At 70.1% G+C, this 15,542-nt stretch carries 12 protein-coding genes, 1 tRNA gene and 1 riboswitch; of the genes, 6 read left to right on the top strand and 7 right to left on the bottom strand.

All coding sequences use genetic code 11. From position 1 onward, the window contains the following. Nucleotides 1-14 precede the first annotated feature (14 nt). Genes FBR43_RS02945 through FBR43_RS02930 form a run of 4 tightly spaced genes read left to right on the top strand, consistent with a single transcriptional unit; the run spans nt 15 to nt 6,080 of the window. On the top strand, nt 15-3,494 hold the full coding sequence (locus FBR43_RS02945) for a hydantoinase B/oxoprolinase family protein (protein ID WP_136941713.1): 3,480 nt from the start codon (nt 15-17) through the stop codon (nt 3,492-3,494). Beyond that, nucleotides 3,494-4,147 carry a DUF969 domain-containing protein gene (locus tag FBR43_RS02940; RefSeq protein ID WP_136941712.1) on the top strand — a complete coding sequence of 218 codons (654 nt, stop codon included), beginning with the start codon at nt 3,494-3,496 and terminating at the stop codon, nt 4,145-4,147. The genes FBR43_RS02945 and FBR43_RS02940 overlap by 1 nt, the downstream gene beginning before the upstream one ends. Next, entirely contained in the window at nt 4,144-5,088 is a 945-nt protein-coding gene (locus FBR43_RS02935) for a DUF979 domain-containing protein (RefSeq protein WP_136941711.1), read from the top strand. Before FBR43_RS02940 ends, FBR43_RS02935 begins: the two co-directional genes overlap by 4 nt. Then, nucleotides 5,085-6,080 carry a DUF2891 domain-containing protein gene (locus FBR43_RS02930; RefSeq protein ID WP_136941710.1) on the top strand — a complete coding sequence of 332 codons (996 nt, stop codon included), beginning with the start codon at nt 5,085-5,087 and terminating at the stop codon, nt 6,078-6,080. The genes FBR43_RS02935 and FBR43_RS02930 overlap by 4 nt, the downstream gene beginning before the upstream one ends. Here the strand turns inward: FBR43_RS02930 and FBR43_RS02925 are convergent. The 7 genes from FBR43_RS02925 to FBR43_RS02895 form a co-directional block, all read right to left on the bottom strand. Next, nucleotides 6,077-6,850, bottom strand: a complete 774-nt coding sequence (locus FBR43_RS02925) for an ABC transporter ATP-binding protein (protein ID WP_136941709.1) — start codon at nt 6,848-6,850, stop codon at nt 6,077-6,079. The two genes, FBR43_RS02930 and FBR43_RS02925, sit on opposite strands and share 4 nt — an antisense overlap. After that, a complete protein-coding gene (locus FBR43_RS02920; protein WP_136941708.1) occupies nt 6,843-7,832 on the bottom strand; it encodes a FecCD family ABC transporter permease in 990 nt (329 codons plus the stop codon). The genes FBR43_RS02925 and FBR43_RS02920 overlap by 8 nt, the downstream gene beginning before the upstream one ends. After that, the gene (locus FBR43_RS02915) at nt 7,829-8,638 is read right to left on the bottom strand and encodes an ABC transporter substrate-binding protein (protein WP_136941707.1); all 810 of its coding nucleotides are present in this window, start codon (nt 8,636-8,638) and stop codon (nt 7,829-7,831) included. Before FBR43_RS02915 ends, FBR43_RS02920 begins: the two co-directional genes overlap by 4 nt. Continuing rightward, on the bottom strand, nt 8,638-10,554 hold the full coding sequence (locus tag FBR43_RS02910; protein ID WP_394344003.1) for a TonB-dependent receptor plug domain-containing protein: 1,917 nt from the start codon (nt 10,552-10,554) through the stop codon (nt 8,638-8,640). Before FBR43_RS02910 ends, FBR43_RS02915 begins: the two co-directional genes overlap by 1 nt. A 157-nt stretch (nt 10,555-10,711) precedes the next feature. After that, a riboswitch (cobalamin riboswitch) is annotated at nt 10,712-10,892 on the bottom strand. A gap of 55 nt (nt 10,893-10,947) precedes the next feature. Then, nucleotides 10,948-11,024: transfer RNA gene (locus tag FBR43_RS02905), tRNA-Pro, on the bottom strand. Between the two features lie 116 nt (nt 11,025-11,140). After that, nucleotides 11,141-13,432, bottom strand: a complete 2,292-nt coding sequence (locus tag FBR43_RS02900; RefSeq protein ID WP_136941705.1) for a putative bifunctional diguanylate cyclase/phosphodiesterase — start codon at nt 13,430-13,432, stop codon at nt 11,141-11,143. Nucleotides 13,433-13,436: 4 nt separating this feature from the next. Continuing rightward, on the bottom strand, nt 13,437-14,039 hold the full coding sequence (locus FBR43_RS02895) for a cupredoxin domain-containing protein (RefSeq protein ID WP_136941704.1): 603 nt from the start codon (nt 14,037-14,039) through the stop codon (nt 13,437-13,439). A gap of 123 nt (nt 14,040-14,162) precedes the next feature. Between FBR43_RS02895 and FBR43_RS02890 the strand changes: the two genes are divergently transcribed. Next, nucleotides 14,163-15,041, top strand: a complete 879-nt coding sequence (locus FBR43_RS02890) for a DUF3034 family protein (RefSeq protein WP_136941703.1) — start codon at nt 14,163-14,165, stop codon at nt 15,039-15,041. Between the two features lie 23 nt (nt 15,042-15,064). Then, nucleotides 15,065-15,538, top strand: coding sequence for a group I truncated hemoglobin (locus FBR43_RS02885; protein WP_249276420.1), 474 nt, complete (start codon nt 15,065-15,067; stop codon nt 15,536-15,538). Nucleotides 15,539-15,542 lie beyond the last annotated feature (4 nt).

Here is a 15,542-nt window from a genome sequence, read left to right as displayed (position 1 = left end):
CATGGAGCCAGCCCTTGCCTGCATCACCGCCGCGCTGGCGTTTCTGGATCGATCGCGGCGGCACCTTTACCGATGTGGTGGCGCGTGCACCTGACGGCCGGCTGCACGTCGCCAAATATCTCTCCGAAGACCCCGGCCGCTATGACGATGCCGCCGTCGCCGCGATCCGCGAGCTGACCGGGGCGGGCGACGGCGCGCTGCCGCCGCTCGAGGCGCGGATCGGCACCACCATCGCCACCAATGCGCTGCTCGAACGCAAGGGCGAACCCGTGCTGCTGGCGATCACGCGCGGCTTCGGCGATGCGCTGGTCATCGGCACGCAGGACCGGCCCGAGCTGTTCGCGCGCGCCGTGCGTCGCCCGCCGCCGCTGTTCGCCGAGGCGATCGAGATCGACGAGCGGGTGATGAACGAAGGGACCGTGCTGACGCCGCTCGATACCGAGCGCGCCCGTGTAGCGATGCAGGCGGCATATGACCGGGGCTTGCGCGCCGTCGCGATCGTGCTGATGCATGGGCACGCCTATCCTGCGCACGAGATCGCGCTGGCGGCTATCGCGCGGGCGATCGGCTTCACGCAGATATCGGTGAGCCACGAGGTCGGCGCGCTCGTCAAGCTCGTGGGGCGCGGCGATACGAGCGTGGTCGATGCCTATCTGTCGCCGGTGCTGCGGCGCTATGTCGCGGGGCTCGGGGCGGCGCTGGGCGGAGAGCCGGCCTTGTTCATGCAGTCGAACGGCGGGCTGACGCCGGGTGCGGCGTTTCGCGGCAAGGATGCGGTGCTCTCGGGCCCGGCGGGCGGCATTGTCGGCATGGCCGAGACGGCGCGGCGCGCAGGATATGATCGCGTCATCGGCTTCGACATGGGCGGCACATCGACCGACGTGTCGCTCTATGCCGGCCGCTACGAGCGCGACAACGAGACGATCGTGGCGGGCGTACGCATCCGGGCACCGATGCTGCGCATCCACACCGTGGCGGCGGGCGGCGGATCGATCTGCCGGTTCGAGGACGGGCGGCTGGCGGTGGGGCCGCAATCGGCGGGCGCGGTGCCGGGGCCGGCCTGCTACCGGCGCGGCGGGCCGCTCACCGTCACTGACTGCAATCTGGTGCTCGGCCGGCTCGATCCCGATCACTTCCCGCACGTCTTCGGCCCCGACCGCGACGAGCCGATCGACGCGACGGCAGCGCGCGCGCGGCTGGAAGAAGTACGCGCGGCGATGGGCGAGGGTGCGCCCGATGTCGCGGAGCTCGCCGCCGCGTTCGTGGCGATCGCGGTAGCCGACATGGCCAATGCCATCCGCACCATCTCGGTCGCGCGCGGACATGACGTCACGCGCTTCGCGCTCGCCTGTTTCGGCGGCGCGGGCGGGCAGCATGCCTGCGCGGTAGCCGATGCGCTGGGCATCGACACGGTGCTGGTGCATCCGCTGGCGGGCGTGCTCTCGGCCTATGGCATGGGGCTGGCCGACCGGCGCGAGGTGCGCGAGCGCACCGTGGGGCTGCCGTTGGAGGCCGAAGCGGTGGCGGGCATGGCCGATGCGCTGGCCGGCGAAGCGCGCGCGGCGCTGGGCGCGGACGACGGCGTGCGCGTCGAACTCACAGCGCATCTGGTGAGCGCGGGTACCGAGGGCGCGGTCGAAGTGCCGCTCGGCGACGCGGCGGCGATGCGCAAAGCCTTCGATGCCGCGTACCGGCAGCGCTTCGGCTATGCCAACACGCGGCCCGTTCTGGTCGAGATGCTGCGCGCCGAGGCGATTCTGCCGGCGGGCGAGGCGGGCGGCGACACGCATGCGACGCGCGATGCCCGTCCGGTCGAGGGTCCGGCGCTGATCGCCGAGGCGACGGGCGCCACCTTCGTCGCCTCCGGATGGCGCGCCACCGTCGAGCGTGACGCGATGCTGGTGCTGGAGCGCGCCGGCGCGCGCCAAGCCGAAGCGGTGTCGACACGGCGCGATCCCGCGCGGCTCGAGATCTTCGCCGGCATGTTCATGGGGCTCGCCGAAGAGATGGGCGCGGCGCTCCGGCACAGCGCGGCATCGGTCAACATCCGCGAGCGGCTCGATTTCTCATGCGCGCTGTTCGACGGCGACGGCGCGCTGATCGCCAATGCGCCGCATATCCCGGTGCATCTGGGATCGATGGGCGTCAGCGTACGCGCCATCCTTACGAAGCGCGCCGAGGACGGTCGCGGCATAAGGCGCGGCGATGTCTATGCGGTCAACGCGCCTTATGATGGCGGCACGCACCTGCCCGACATCACCGTCATCCAGCCGGTTTTCGCGTCGCCCGAGAGCGCGGCGCCCGACTTCTTCGTCGCCGCGCGCGGGCATCATGCCGATGTCGGTGGCATCAGCCCCGGATCGATGCCCGCCGACAGCCGGACGATCGACGAGGAAGGCGTGGTGTTCGACAACTGGCTGCTCGTCGAGGGCGGGCGGCTGCGCGAAGCCGAGACGCGCGCGCTGCTGTCGAGCGGCAAATGGCCCGCGCGCAATGTCGACCAGAATATCGGCGACCTGATGGCGCAGATCGCCGCCTGCGCGCGCGGCAGCGCGGGGCTGCTCGATGCGTGCGCGCAGTACGGCGCCGATGTCGTCGCCGCCTATATGCGCCATGTGCTCGACCATGCCGCCGAAGCGGTCGAGCGGCTGATCCCCGATCTGGCCGAGGGCGACTTCGCCTATCCGACCGACGAGGGCGGCGTGGTGCGCGTTTCCGTGCGGATCGATCGCACGGCGCGCCGCATGACGATCGACTTCGCCGGCACCAGCGAACAGCGGCCGGGCAATTTCAACGCGCCGCGCGCGGTGGTGCGTGCCGCCTGCCTCTATGTCGTGCGCACGCTGATCGACGCATCGGTGCCGTTGAACGACGGCTTCCTGCGGCCGGTCGAGATCGTCATTCCCGAGGGATCGATGCTCGATCCGCGCTATCCGGCCGCGGTGGTGGCGGGCAATGTCGAGACGAGCCAGGTCGTCACCGATGCGCTGTTCGGCGCATTGGGCGTGCTGGCGGCGAGCCAGGGGACGATGAACAACCTGACCTTCGGCGACGGCACCCACCAGTATTACGAGACGATCGCCGGCGGCACCGGCGCGGGGCCGGGGTTCGACGGGTGCGCCGCGATCCAGAGTCACATGACCAACAGCCGCCTGACCGACCCCGAAATCCTCGAAACGCGCTTTCCCGTGCTCGTCGAGCGCTTCGCCATCCGGCGCGGATCGGGGGGCGAAGGCGCGCATCGCGGCGGCGACGGCGCCGAGCGGCGGCTGCGGTTCCTCAGGCCCATGCATGCGGCGATCCTCTCGAACCATCGCCATGTGCCGCCTTTCGGGCTGGCGGGCGGTGGCGCGGGGGCGTGCGGCGTCAATCGCGTCGAGCGCGCCGACGGGCGGGTGGAGACGCTGGGCGCGGTCGCGGGCGTCGAACTGGCGGCAGGCGACGTGCTGGTGATCGAGACGCCGGGCGGCGGCGGCTATGGGGAGGCAGGCTGATGTGGGTACTGGCCGGCATCGCGCTCATCGTCGCGGGGTTCCTGCTGCGCTTCAACCCGCTGCTGGTGGTGGCGGCATCGGCGCTGGTGACGGGGCTGGCGGCGGGGATCGATCCGCTGGCCATCCTCGCCGCCTTCGGCAAGGCGTTCAACGACAGCCGCTATGTGACGGCCATCTACATCGTGCTCCCCGTCATCGGCCTGCTCGAGCGCCACGGATTGCAGCAGCGCGCGCGCGAGCTGATCGCGCGCGTGCGCGGCGCCACCGTGGGGCGGCTGCTGTTGTTCTACTTCGTCTTCCGCCAGCTGAGCGCGGCGCTGGGGCTCGTCTCGATCGCCGGACACGCGCAGACGGTGCGCCCGCTGGTGGCGCCGATGGCCGAGGCCGCCGCCGATCTCCAGTCGCCCGAGCGCGACAAGACCGACGAGAGCGTGCCGGCGATGGCGGCGGCGACCGACAATGTCGGGCTGTTCTTCGGCGAGGACATCTTCATCGCGATCGGATCGATCCTGCTGATGCGCGGCGTGCTGGAGGGCTATGGCATCCTCGTCGAGCCGTTCGAGCTTTCGGTCTGGGCGATCCCGACGGCGATCGCGGCACTCGTCATCCACGGCGCGCGGCTGCTGTGGTTCGACCGGCGCTTTCGCACATGATCGGGCTGCCCTTCATCTACACGATCGCGGGCGTGGTGTTCGCCGCGTTCGCGGTGCTGAGCGCGCTCGACCGCAGCAATGCGAAGCGGTGGGGCAACGCCATCTTCTACGCGCTGATCGCGGTGAGCTTCCTTGCCGGCGACCTGCTCGGCGATGTCGGCAACGGCGTGCTGGTGCTCGGACTGGTGGCGATCGCGGGCAGCGGCGCGATGGGGCGTGGCGCGAACCTCACCACCAGCGCCGGGGAGCGCGCCGCCGAAGCCGCACGGCGCGGCAACCGGCTGTTCCTCCCCGCGCTCGTCATTCCCGCCGTCGCGCTGATCGGCACCTTTGCGTTCAAGCAGTTTCCGGCATGGTTCGATCCGCGCCAGACGACGCTGGTGGCGCTGGCGATCGGCGCGATGCTGGCGCTCGCGGTCGCACAGGCGTGGCTGCGCCCGCGCCCCGCCACCGCGTTCGAGGAAGGGCGGCGGCTGATGGACGGGGTGGGGTGGGCCGCGGTGCTGCCGCAGATGCTCGCAAGCCTCGGCGCGGTGTTCGCGCTGGCGGGCGTGGGCGAAGTGGTGGGCGAGATCATCGGCGGCGCGATTCCCGAGGGGAGCGTGGCGGGCGCGGTGATCGCCTATGGCCTCGGCATGGCGCTGTTCACGATGGTGATGGGGAATGCCTTTGCCGCCTTCCCGGTGATGGCGGCGGCGGTGGGCATTCCGCTCTTGATCGGCACCTATCGCGGCGATCCGGCGGTGATCGCCTCGATCGGGATGCTCGCGGGCTTCTGCGGCACGCTGATGACGCCGATGGCGGCGAACTTCAATCTGGTGCCCGCCGCCCTGCTCGAACTGAGGGACCAGAACGCCGTTATCAAGCGGCAGATCGGCACCGCGCTGCCGCTGCTCGCGGTCAACATCTTCCTCATCTGGTGGCTGGGGTTCGCGCGATGACGCACCTGACGTGCGACATGGCCGCAGGGTTCGCGCGGCTGACGCTGGGGCATATCGGGCAGCAATGGCCCTACAAGCTCGATCATGTGATGACGGGGCCGCAGGATGTGCGCGCACCCGCCGAGCTGCACCCCATCTTCCACGGCAGCTTCGACTGGCACAGCTGCGTGCATGGCTGGTGGCAGCTGCTCACCATCGCGCGGCTCCATCCCGGCCTGCCCGAAGCCGGCGAGGTTCGCGCGCGCGCCGATGCGATGCTGGTGCCTGACAAGGTGGCGGGCGAGCTCGCCTATCTGGCGCGCCCGGCAAGCGCCGGGTTCGAGCGGCCCTATGGCTGGGGCTGGCTGCTGGCGCTGCATGGCGAGGCCGCGCGTCACGATGCCGGCTGGGGCGCGGCGCTCGAGCCGCTCGCGCGCGCCTTCGCCGAGCGGTTCGCCGGCTATCTGCCGCGCCTGACCTATCCGATCCGCACCGGCACGCATTTCAACACCGCGTTCGCGCTGGTCCACGCGCTCGCATGGGCGCGGCGGCACGATGCGGTGCTGGCGGAAACGATCATCGGCTGGGCGCTGAATGCCTATCGCGGCGACCGCGATTGCCAGGCATGGGAGCCCGAAGGCGATGCCTTCCTGTCGCCCGCGCTGATCGAGGCGCTGTTGATGGCGGCGGTGCTGCCGCCGGCCGACTTCGCTGCATGGTTCGACGCTTTCCTGCCGCGCGCGGAAGCCGGTGCGCCCGCGAGCCTGTTCACGCCCGCGACCGTATCGGACCGCAGCGACGGCAAGATCGCGCATCTCGACGGGCTGAACCTGTCGCGCGCATGGTGCTGGCGGCGCATCGCGGCGGCGCTTCCCGAAGATCACGCCGCCATCGTGCCCGCGCGCGCGACCGCCGAGGCGCATCTGGCCGCCAGCCTGCCGCACCTGGCCGACGATTATATGGGCACGCACTGGCTCGCGAGCTTCGCATTGCTGGCGTTGATGGCGGGTTAGAGCGCGCCCTCGACGATGACGTGGCGGCCGGCGCCGGTATCGAGCACGCGCGCGGCGACGCCGTAGACGGCGGCGATGCGATCGGAGGTCATCGTCGCGGCGGGCGGGCCGTCGGCGACGATGCGCCCCCCCGCCATCCATACCAGCCGATCGGCATGGCGCGCCGCCAGATCGAGATCGTGCAGCACTACCAGCGCGCCGCCGCCGGCCGCGACGAAGCCGCGCAGCAGCGTCATCACGCGGTGCTGGTGGCGCGGATCGAGCGAGGCGACGGGCTCGTCCGCCACGATCAGCGGCGCCTCGGCCGCGAGCGCGCGCGCCAGATGGACGCGCGCCACCTCGCCGCCCGACAGCGTCGCGGTCGAGCGATCGGCGAGGTGCGCCAGATCGGCGGCGTCGATCGCGCGTGCGACGGCGGCGGCGTCGGCGGCGCCCAGCCGGCCGGGTGCCGCGCCGTGCGCGAAGCGGCCGAGCGCCACGACGTCGCGCACGGATTGCGGCCAGGCCAGCGCGCGCGCCTGCGGCAGATAGGCGAGCATCCGGGCGCGCTCGGCAGGCGGCGTCGCGAACACGTCACGCCCGCCGATCGTCGCGCTGCCCGACGCCGGGCGCGCAAGCCCGATCGCGGCGCGCAACAGGCTAGTCTTGCCCGCGCCATTGGGGCCGAGCAGCACGACGAGCTCGCCCGGTGCCAGCCGCAGATCGGCCTCGGAGACGATTGCCTGTCCATCCGCCGTCACGCCGATGCCCGTCGCCGACAGTTCAGCCATCGCCCGTCCTCCGCCGCGCGGCGATGAGCGCGAACAGCGGCGCGCCCACCAAAGCGGCGACCACGCCGAGCTTCAACTCGCCATCGCCGGGAATCAGCCGCACGCCGATATCGGCGGCGACGAGGAACAACCCCGCCAGCAGCGACGCGGGCAGCAGCGTGGCGGCGGGATCGTGACCGACACGCGCACGCACCAGATGCGGCGCGACGATGCCGACGAACCCGATCGCGCCGGCAAGCGCCACCGCGCCGCCCGTCGCCAGCCCCGCGCCCGCCACCACCGCCAGCCGCTGGCGCGCGAGATCGAGCCCGGCGCCCGCCGCGGCTTCCTCGCCGAGCGTCAGCGCCGACAGGCCGCGGCGCGTGGCGAACAGCAGCGCGACGCCGCCGCCGAGGAACGGCAGCGCAAGCGCGATATCCGCGAAGCTGCGATTGGCGACCGAACCCAGCATCCACGCGACCATATCGGCGAGCGTGAAGGGGTTGGGCGCAAGGTTTGTGAGCAGCGCCATCAGCGCGCCGGCGAAGCTCGAGAGCGCGACGCCGATCAGGATCAGCGTCACGATCGACGCCGTGCGGATCGCCGCCGCCGCCAGCAGCGCGGTGGCGGCGAGCGCGCCCGTCACCGCCGCGATCGGCAGCGCCCAGGCGAAGGCGGCGGCCAAGCCGAAATGCAGCGTCACCGTCGCCGTCAGCGCGGCGCTTGCCGAGACGCCGAGTACGCCCGGTTCGGCGAGCGGATTGCGCAGCAGCCCCTGCAACGCCGCGCCGCTCGCACCGAGTGCTGCGCCCACGACGAAGGCGGCGATGGCGCGCGGCAGGCGGATCGCCCAGACGACGATGGTGTCGCCCGCATCGCCCATGCCGAACAGCGCCGCCAGCAGTCGCGCGGGCGGCAGCGGGGTGGAGCCGAGGAAGCAGGCGGCGACGATCGCGGCGAGCGACGCGGCGGCGAGCGAAAGGTTGAGCGTGCGGGCGCTCATCGCGCGGCACCTTCGGCCAGTGCTTCGATCGCGTCGAGCACGAACCAGCCGCCACAGGCGGTCGATGCGCCCTCGATCGGCACTACCGGGCGATCGGCCATCTGCCGCTGCGCGACGGGGTGACGCGCGGCGCTCCAGCGATGCGGCTGGTTGTCGTTGAAATCGGCGGCTGCGATCATGTCGGGCGCTTCATAGGCGAGCCGTTCGAGCGGCAGTGGATGCCAGCCGGGCTCGCGCTGGAAATTGGCGAGGCCGGCGGCGTCGAACATCGCGGCGATCAGCGTGCCTTCGCCCGCCGTCACGCCGCCGGGGGTTAGGTATAGCGCCTCCGTGCGCGTGGTCGCCGGGAGTGCCGCCAGCCGCGTGTCGATCTGCGACGCCAGCGCCTGGCCGCGCGCGGGTTCGCCGAGCTGCGCCGCCACGTCGATCGCGGCCTGGCGTACCGCCGCCAGATCACCGGCATAGCCCAGTTGCAGCACCGGCACGCCGGCCGATGCGAAGAAGGCTTCGGCGCCCGGTCCGCCACCATAGGAGCGGATCACCAGATCGGGCCTGAGCACCAGCACGTCCTCGGCGCGCGCGGCTACTTGTGGCAGCCCGCGTGCGGCGGCGCGCATGTAGGAGAAGTCGCGCGTCGCATCGGGCGACAGGGCGGCGATGCGCGCGCGATCGGCGAATTTGAGCAGATACTGGTCGGCGCAGTAATCGAGGCTGACGATCCGCATCGCGCGGGCAGGCGCTGGTGGCGGCGGTGCGACATCGCACCCCGCCACCAGCAGCGCGAGGAGGATCGCCGGCCAGCGCATCACATCGCCAGCCGCACACCGGCATAGGCCGCACGGCCGGGCGTGCCGTAGAGCCGCACCGTTTCGTAGCGTTCGTCGAACAGGTTCTCGACACGTCCGTAGAGTTCGATCGCATCGGTGAGCGCGATCGCCGCGCGGATGTCGGCGAGCACATAGCCGTCGAGCCGGTTGAGGTTGCCGCCATCGTCGAAGCTGTCGCCGACATGCGCCAGCGTGGCACCCAGATCGAGGCCGAAAGCAAAGGCGTAATCGGCCACCACGGAGAAGGTCTCGCGCGGGCGTCGCGCGAGCGCAAGGCCGGTGGCTCGATTGGTGGCATCGATGAAGCTGTATTGCCCCATCAGCGTGAACGCAGACGTTGGGCGCATCGTCAGCGCGAGTTCGACGCCCTCGGCATCGGTCAGGCGGATATTGTCATAGGTGCCGAAGGGGCGATCGACGCAGATGCCCGTCGTGGCGGCGGGTGGGCAGAAGACGAAATCGATCTGGTTGCGCGTGTCGCGCCGGAACCACGTTGCCGCCAGTTCGAGCGTGTCGCCCAGCAGCCGCTGCGTGACGCCGGCATCGAAGCTTTCGGAACGCTCGGCATCGAGTGTGCGATTCCCGTAGATCGAGAAGAGCTGGTAGAGCGAGGGTGCGCGGAACCCCTCGCCATAGCTGGCGCGGATCAGCGTGGCGCCGTCATTGGGGCTGTACGCGCCCGATGCCGCGAAGGTGGTGGCGCTGCCGAAGGTCTCGTGATCGTCGTGGCGCACGCCGCCGGTGAGCGCGAGCCCGGCGAAGGGCTTCACCGTCGCTTCGCCATAGAAGCTGGTGATTCGCACATCGGCGATGTCGGGCGGGCCGCCGAAGCTGGCGGCGGCGAAGCGCGAACGCTCGGTCTCGGCACCGAAGGTCGCGGATATGGCGTCATCGAGGTCGAGGATGCCCTGATATTCGAAGCGCTCGTTCTCGCCTTCGGCCTCGAACGTCACCTGCGGGCTGCCGGCGGGATCGAAGCCGTCGCGATCGGTGCGCGTATAGGCGAAGGCCAAGCGGTTGCGGAAGCGGCCGCCGAGCAGCGACAGGTTGATGCCGGCATAGCCGATCGTCTCGCGCGTCGTCGCGGTCTCGCGCGTGTCACCGAATGCGAAGCTCGGCGGCGCGAAGCCGTCGGCATCGACGGTGCTGTCAGCATGATAGCCGCGCAGATCGAGCGAGAGCGTGTCGGTGAGCGTCACCAGCAGCTTGGCGTTGGCGCCGAACTGCTCGTAGCCGTCGCGCTCCAAGCCGCCGCGCGCCTCGCTGAACGACGAGATGCCGTCGGTGCGGAACCAGCCGGCGCCCGCGCTGGCCGCGACCGGCCCGAAGCTGCCCGACACGTTGGCGACGGCCTGTGCGGTATCGCGCCAGCCATATTCGGCGCGCGCGTTCACGCCCAGCGCGTCGGTAGGCGGCGCGGTAAGCAGGTTGACGACGCCGCCGATCGCCTGGCTGCCCCACAGCACGCTTTGCGAGCCGCGCACGACCTCGATCCGGCGGATATTGCCCACCAGCAGGTTGCCGAAGTTGAAGCCGCCGCCGACGCCCGAGGGATCATTGATCTTCACGCCGTCGATCAGCACGACATTCTGGTCGGTCTCGGCACCGCGGATGTTGAGCCCCGCCGCCGATCCGACGCCGCCGTTGCGCGTGAAGGTGACGCCCGGGACGGTGCGCAGCAGGTCGACCACCGCCTGGCTCTGGCGTGCCTCGATCTCCTGCGCGGTGATGACCGTCACCGACTGGCCGATCTCGTCGCGGTCGCGGTCGGTGCGGCTGGCGGTGACGACGATGTCGCGATCGGCCTCGATGCTGCGTGTGAGGTCGTCGGCGGTCTGGGCGGCGGCGGGCGTCGCGGTGGCGGCAAGCGCCAGCGCGGACAGGGAATGGGGCAATCGCATCGGCAATCCTCATGTGCGCGGGGCACCGCCGCCAAGCGGCGCCCGCGGGCGTGAACGACATGTCGGCCCAGCCGGGAAACCCGGCGCGGCGCTGGCCTGTTTGTCGTCACGCGAGGATCGCTCCTCGTACCTGATGGCTGTTCCCGGCCGGGTACGAACGACGCGATGGCAGGTTTCCTGGCTGGCCGATCAGTACCCTGGGGCCGTCTTCCCGGAGTTTCCTCCAGTGACATGTTGGCCTTGGGCTCCCGGCTGACAGTTGCGGGTACAGCGCCGGATTCGCACCGGCTTCCCTCTTAGCCCCGAAGGGCACCATCTGGCGCGGGGATGCGGCGGCGCGGCGGCGATGTCAATCGCGGCGGCGGTGCGGATGCGGCGGGATGAAATTGGTCGGGGAAAGAGGATTCGAACCTCCGGCCCCTGCCTCCCGAAGGCAGTGCTCTACCAGGCTGAGCTATTCCCCGACCGGCGCACGGGGCAGTCTGGGCCACCGTGCGAGGCGAGGCCTATATCATGCCGGCCGCGCTATTCAAGCGCCGCGTGGCGGAGGGGCGAAGTCGTCGGGCACGACTTTCGCAACTCAGGCGGCGGCGCGTGCGCGTTCCTCGGCGAACAGCTCGGCGATCGCGCCTTCGGGCAGCGGGCGCGAGAAGTAGAAGCCCTGAATGTGGCTGCACCCCTGCTCGCGCAGGATATCGAGCTGGCCGACATTCTCGACGCCCTCGGCAGTCGTCTCCATGCCGAGTGCATCGGCGAGCGTGGTGATCGACTTGATGATCGCGGTGGCGCCATCGCTCGACAGCAGGTCGATGATGAAGCTGCGGTCGATCTTGATCTTGTCGAACGGGAAGGAGCGCAGATAGCTGAGCGACGAATAGCCGGTGCCGAAATCGTCGAGCGCCACGCGTACGCCGAGCGCGCGCAGCGAATGCAGCGAGGCGAGCACGCCCTCGACATTGTCGATGAACAGGCTCTCGGTGATCTCGAGCTCGAGCCGGTCGGGCGCGAGGCCGCTTTCGGCGAGCGCCTGCATCACCACCGTATTGAGCCCCGGATTACGGAACTGCACCGCCGAGACGTTGACCGCGACGCGGACATGATCGGGCCATTGGCGCGCGGCGCGGCAGGCCTCGCGGATCGCCCATGCGCCCATCGGCACGATGAGGCCGGTATCCTCGGCGAGCGGAATGAAATCGACGGGCGAGATGAGGCCGCGTTCGGGATGTTGCCAGCGCATCAGCGCCTCGAATGCCGAGACGCGGCCCTTGCCGAGATCGAACAGCGGCTGGAACATGAGGAACAGCTGCCCTTCGCGCATCGCGTCGTGCAGGTCGAGTTCCATCTGGCGGCGCTTCTGCGCTTCCTCGTCCATCGCCGATTCGAAGAAGCGCAGGCCACCCTTGCCCTCGCGCTTGGCGCGGTAGAGCGCGAGATCGGCGTTTTTCTGGAGATCGGTGGCGTTGGCGCCGTCGTGCGGCGCAATGGCAATGCCGATGCTGGTGCCGGGCACCACGCGGTGGCCGTTGACGGTCGCCGGCGCGCTGATCGCCGCCAGCAGATCGCGGCCTAGGCGATCGGGCGTACGCGCGCTCTCCTCGGCGACCAGCGCGAACTCGTCGCCGCCAAGCCGCGCGATGAACGCATCGGGGCAGGCGGCCTGGAGCCGGCGGGCGATCTCGCACAGCAGCGCGTCGCCGGTGGGATGGCCGAGCGTGTCGTTGACCACCTTGAAATTGTCTAGGTCGAGGCACAGCAACGCGAAGCCCTGGCCGCGCGCGAGCAGCCGCGCGACATGCTCGCGCAGCAGCGCGCGATTGGCGAGGCCGGTGAGCGAATCGTGGAACGCCATGTGCGCGATGCGCTGCTCGCGGTCCTCGATCGCGACGACCATGCGGTTGAAGCTGCCCGCGAGCCGGCCGAGCTCGTCACGCGTCTCGACGGGCACCTGCGCCGATTCGCCGGCGCTCACGCGGCGCGCGGCGGCATCGAGCGCCTTGATCGGGCGAGTGATGCGCTGGGCGACGACATGGCTGCCAAGCGCGGCGATCGCGACGCCGAGCAGGCCGAAACCGAGCAGCGACCACAGCATCGGCTGATAGCCCGCCAGCGCCGCGGTGAGCGAATATTCGAGCGTGAGGGCAAGCGGCGTGCGCCCGCCGAACACCGGCACTGGCGAGGCGCGCAGCAGGATGCGCTCGCCATCGCGCGCGATCACCTTCGCGTCGCGTGCGTCGAGCGTGGTGCCCGCCGGCAAATCGGCCACGGGCACGATCGCAGGGTGCAGGTCCATCGAGGTGAGGCGCCCCAACTCACGCATCTCGGCGGCGTCGATCTCCTTGGCGAACACCACCCAGCCGAGGAGCATCGGCGTCTCGATGGGTGCGGCGGCGGCATTGTAGACGCGGCCACCCGAGCGCAGCACGCCGCGATCGACGCCGCCATCGAGCGCGCCGAGCAGCCGATCGCCCTTGCCTTCGGACAATTGGCCGTCGAACCCCGTCACCTGCCCGTCGATATCGACGACGAACGCCTGTTCGAGATCGAAGCGGCGCTTGAGACTGGCGAGCGCCGAGCCGATCGTCGGCGCATCGCCGGTTGCCACGGCGGCGCGGAAGCCGAAATCGGAAGCGAGCACGCGCCCGGCATCGCCGAGCTGCGCATAGCGCATCGCGGTGACGCGGCCGAACGCCTTGGCGCCCGCCTGCATCTCGGCATTGATCGCGCGTTCGGCATAACGCTCGATGCCCCAGCGCGCGCCGAGCAGGATGAGCGCGGCGGCAAGCGCGAACAGCGCGGCGTAGACGAGCGTGAGCCGCGCCGAAAGCGAGCGGCGCGGATCGAGCGTCCACCCGCGCCGGATCGCCGGCCGCATCTGCTTACCGAAGCGCCAGCGCGACGCGGCGCGATACCGTACCCGTGGCGTCGAGCGGGACGCGCATCGTCACCTGATTGTCCTTGGCCTTCATGCGCGGGTGCCAGATCGTCACCGTGGCGGCGCCGCTGGCGCCGGCGATCCGCGCCAGCCCCTGCGCATCGGACTTGGCGGCGAACGGCGTATCGACCACCTTGATATAGCCGTTCATCGCATCGTGGATGTTGCAGCCGATCGCGACCGCGCCGGGCGTCTTGAAGGTATAGCTGCGCGTCTCGTCGCGGCCGTAGAGCTTGATCTCGAAGCGCGCCGGCTTCGAGAAGGAATAGACGTGGTGGCGCACCTTGTCGCGATTGGGGAAGGCGACGGTGGCGCCGACCGGGACGATGAGGACGCGCGGATTGAACGCGATGTCCTGCTGGGTCATCGTCGTGCCCCAGGGAAAGCGGATCGGCCCGCGCGGCACGCCGGCATCGGGCCGGATGGTGACGACGGCATCGGGAACGGGGCGGCCGGCGGCATCGACGAGGCGAAGGTCGAGCGTGCCGGCATGCGCCACCGGAAGCGTTGCGAGCAGGGCGGGCAGGGCGAGAGCGAAGCGAGTCATTGCCTCCGTTTCGGACAAAAGCTTCAAGCTTCCCTTAACGGTGCCTGGGCGTACCGACCTGCCGAAATGCAGGGACGGCGCAGTCAACAGCGCCTTAACGATTGCGCGGTTATGCCGGCCTTCATGAGACGGACTACGCAGATCGCCACCATATTGGGTGCCACTGTCGCGCTGCTCCCGGCATCCGCCCATGCGCAGGACATGCGTCATGGCGGCAAGCTGGTGCTCACCAACGGTATCTCGACGATCGAGGGCGCCTCAGGTGGCGGGCTTACCCCTTGGGCGACGATCGCGGGCAATTCGACCAAGGACGGCATCGGCGTGCAGGCCAGCGCGACCGTGGCCGAGGTCGAGGATTACGACTTCCGCAGCGCCTCGATCGCGATCGGCATCTTCGACCGCGTCGAGGTGAGCTATGCGCGCCAGATGCTCGACACCAACTGGGTGGGCGGCGCGCTGGGGCTCGGCAACGACTACAAGCTCGATCAGGACGTGTTCGGCCTCAAGGTCAAGTTGTTCGGCGACATGGTCTATGGTCCGTCGGCGCTGCCCGCGGTGGCGATCGGCGCGCAGCACAAGAAGAATCTCGACGGCGCGGTAGTGCGCGCGGTGGGCGGGCGCCATGCCGAGGGCACCGATTTCTATGCCAGCGCGACCAAGCTGTTCCTGTCGCACAGCGTGCTCGCCAGCGTCACCGGGCGGCTGACCAAGGCCAACCAGAACGGCCTTCTGGGTTTCGGCGGCGACAAGAGCGACGCCTACGACTTCCATCTCGAAGGCACACTCGCCTACCAGATATCGCGCAAGTTCGCGGTCGGTGGCGAGTATCGCTCGAAGCCCGACAAGCTCGGCATCGCGCGCGAGGACGACTGGTACGACCTGTTCGCCGCCTATGCGCTCAACCGCAACCTCACCGCGACGCTCGCTTATGCCGATCTCGGATCGGTGGCGACGGTGCCCGAGCAGCGCGGCGTGCTCTTTCAGCTCCAGGCAGGATTCTGACGATGTTTTCGATCGCGCTACTGATGGCATTGCAGACCGTGCCCGCCGATGCGGCACCCGCGCCGCACGCGATGCCGGGCGAGGAGCCGGTGGCCGCCTATGCGCCGTCGAACGCCAATGCCGGCGCGCGCGCGTTCGCAGGGGACGGGATGGCGAAGGCGTTCGGCGGGCAGGCTGGCATCCGCCGCATCGTCGATACCTTCGTGAACCGCAATTTCGCCGACCCGGTGATCGGCGAGATCTTCGCCAACCACGATCAGGTGCGGCTACGGCGCACGATCTTCGAGCAGTTCTGCTTCATCCTCAACGCCGGCTGCGACTATTCGGGGCGCGACATGCGCAACGCGCACAAGGACATGGGCGTGCAGCAGGCCGACATGAACCGGATCGTCGAGAACCTCCAGTTCGCGATGGCTGCCGAAGGCGTGAGCTTCGCCGCGCAGAACCGCTTCCTCTCGAAGCTCGCGCCGATGCGCGGGCAGGTGGTCGAGCGCTGAGGTC

It is taken from the genome of Sphingomonas baiyangensis (assembly GCF_005144715.1).
GTDB lineage: Bacteria > Pseudomonadota > Alphaproteobacteria > Sphingomonadales > Sphingomonadaceae > Sphingomonas > Sphingomonas baiyangensis.
This window is presented reverse-complemented; position numbering and strand designations above follow the sequence as displayed.

What these genes read in the sequence shown, in the direction of transcription:
- FBR43_RS02940 (WP_136941712.1), top strand. Translation starts at nt 3,494, where the DNA reads ATGTGGGTACTGGCCGGCATCGCGCTCATCGTCGCGGGGTTCCTGCTG.
- FBR43_RS02935 (WP_136941711.1), top strand. Translation starts at nt 4,144, where the DNA reads ATGATCGGGCTGCCCTTCATCTACACGATCGCGGGCGTGGTGTTCGCC.
- FBR43_RS02930 (WP_136941710.1), top strand. Translation starts at nt 5,085, where the DNA reads ATGACGCACCTGACGTGCGACATGGCCGCAGGGTTCGCGCGGCTGACG.
- FBR43_RS02925 (WP_136941709.1), bottom strand. Translation starts at nt 6,850, where the DNA reads ATGGCTGAACTGTCGGCGACGGGCATCGGCGTGACGGCGGATGGACAG.
- FBR43_RS02920 (WP_136941708.1), bottom strand. Translation starts at nt 7,832, where the DNA reads ATGAGCGCCCGCACGCTCAACCTTTCGCTCGCCGCCGCGTCGCTCGCC.
- FBR43_RS02915 (WP_136941707.1), bottom strand. Translation starts at nt 8,638, where the DNA reads ATGCGCTGGCCGGCGATCCTCCTCGCGCTGCTGGTGGCGGGGTGCGAT.
- FBR43_RS02900 (WP_136941705.1), bottom strand. Translation starts at nt 13,432, where the DNA reads ATGCGGCCGGCGATCCGGCGCGGGTGGACGCTCGATCCGCGCCGCTCG.
- FBR43_RS02895 (WP_136941704.1), bottom strand. Translation starts at nt 14,039, where the DNA reads ATGACTCGCTTCGCTCTCGCCCTGCCCGCCCTGCTCGCAACGCTTCCG.
- FBR43_RS02890 (WP_136941703.1), top strand. Translation starts at nt 14,163, where the DNA reads ATGAGACGGACTACGCAGATCGCCACCATATTGGGTGCCACTGTCGCG.
- FBR43_RS02885 (WP_249276420.1), top strand. Translation starts at nt 15,065, where the DNA reads ATGGCATTGCAGACCGTGCCCGCCGATGCGGCACCCGCGCCGCACGCG.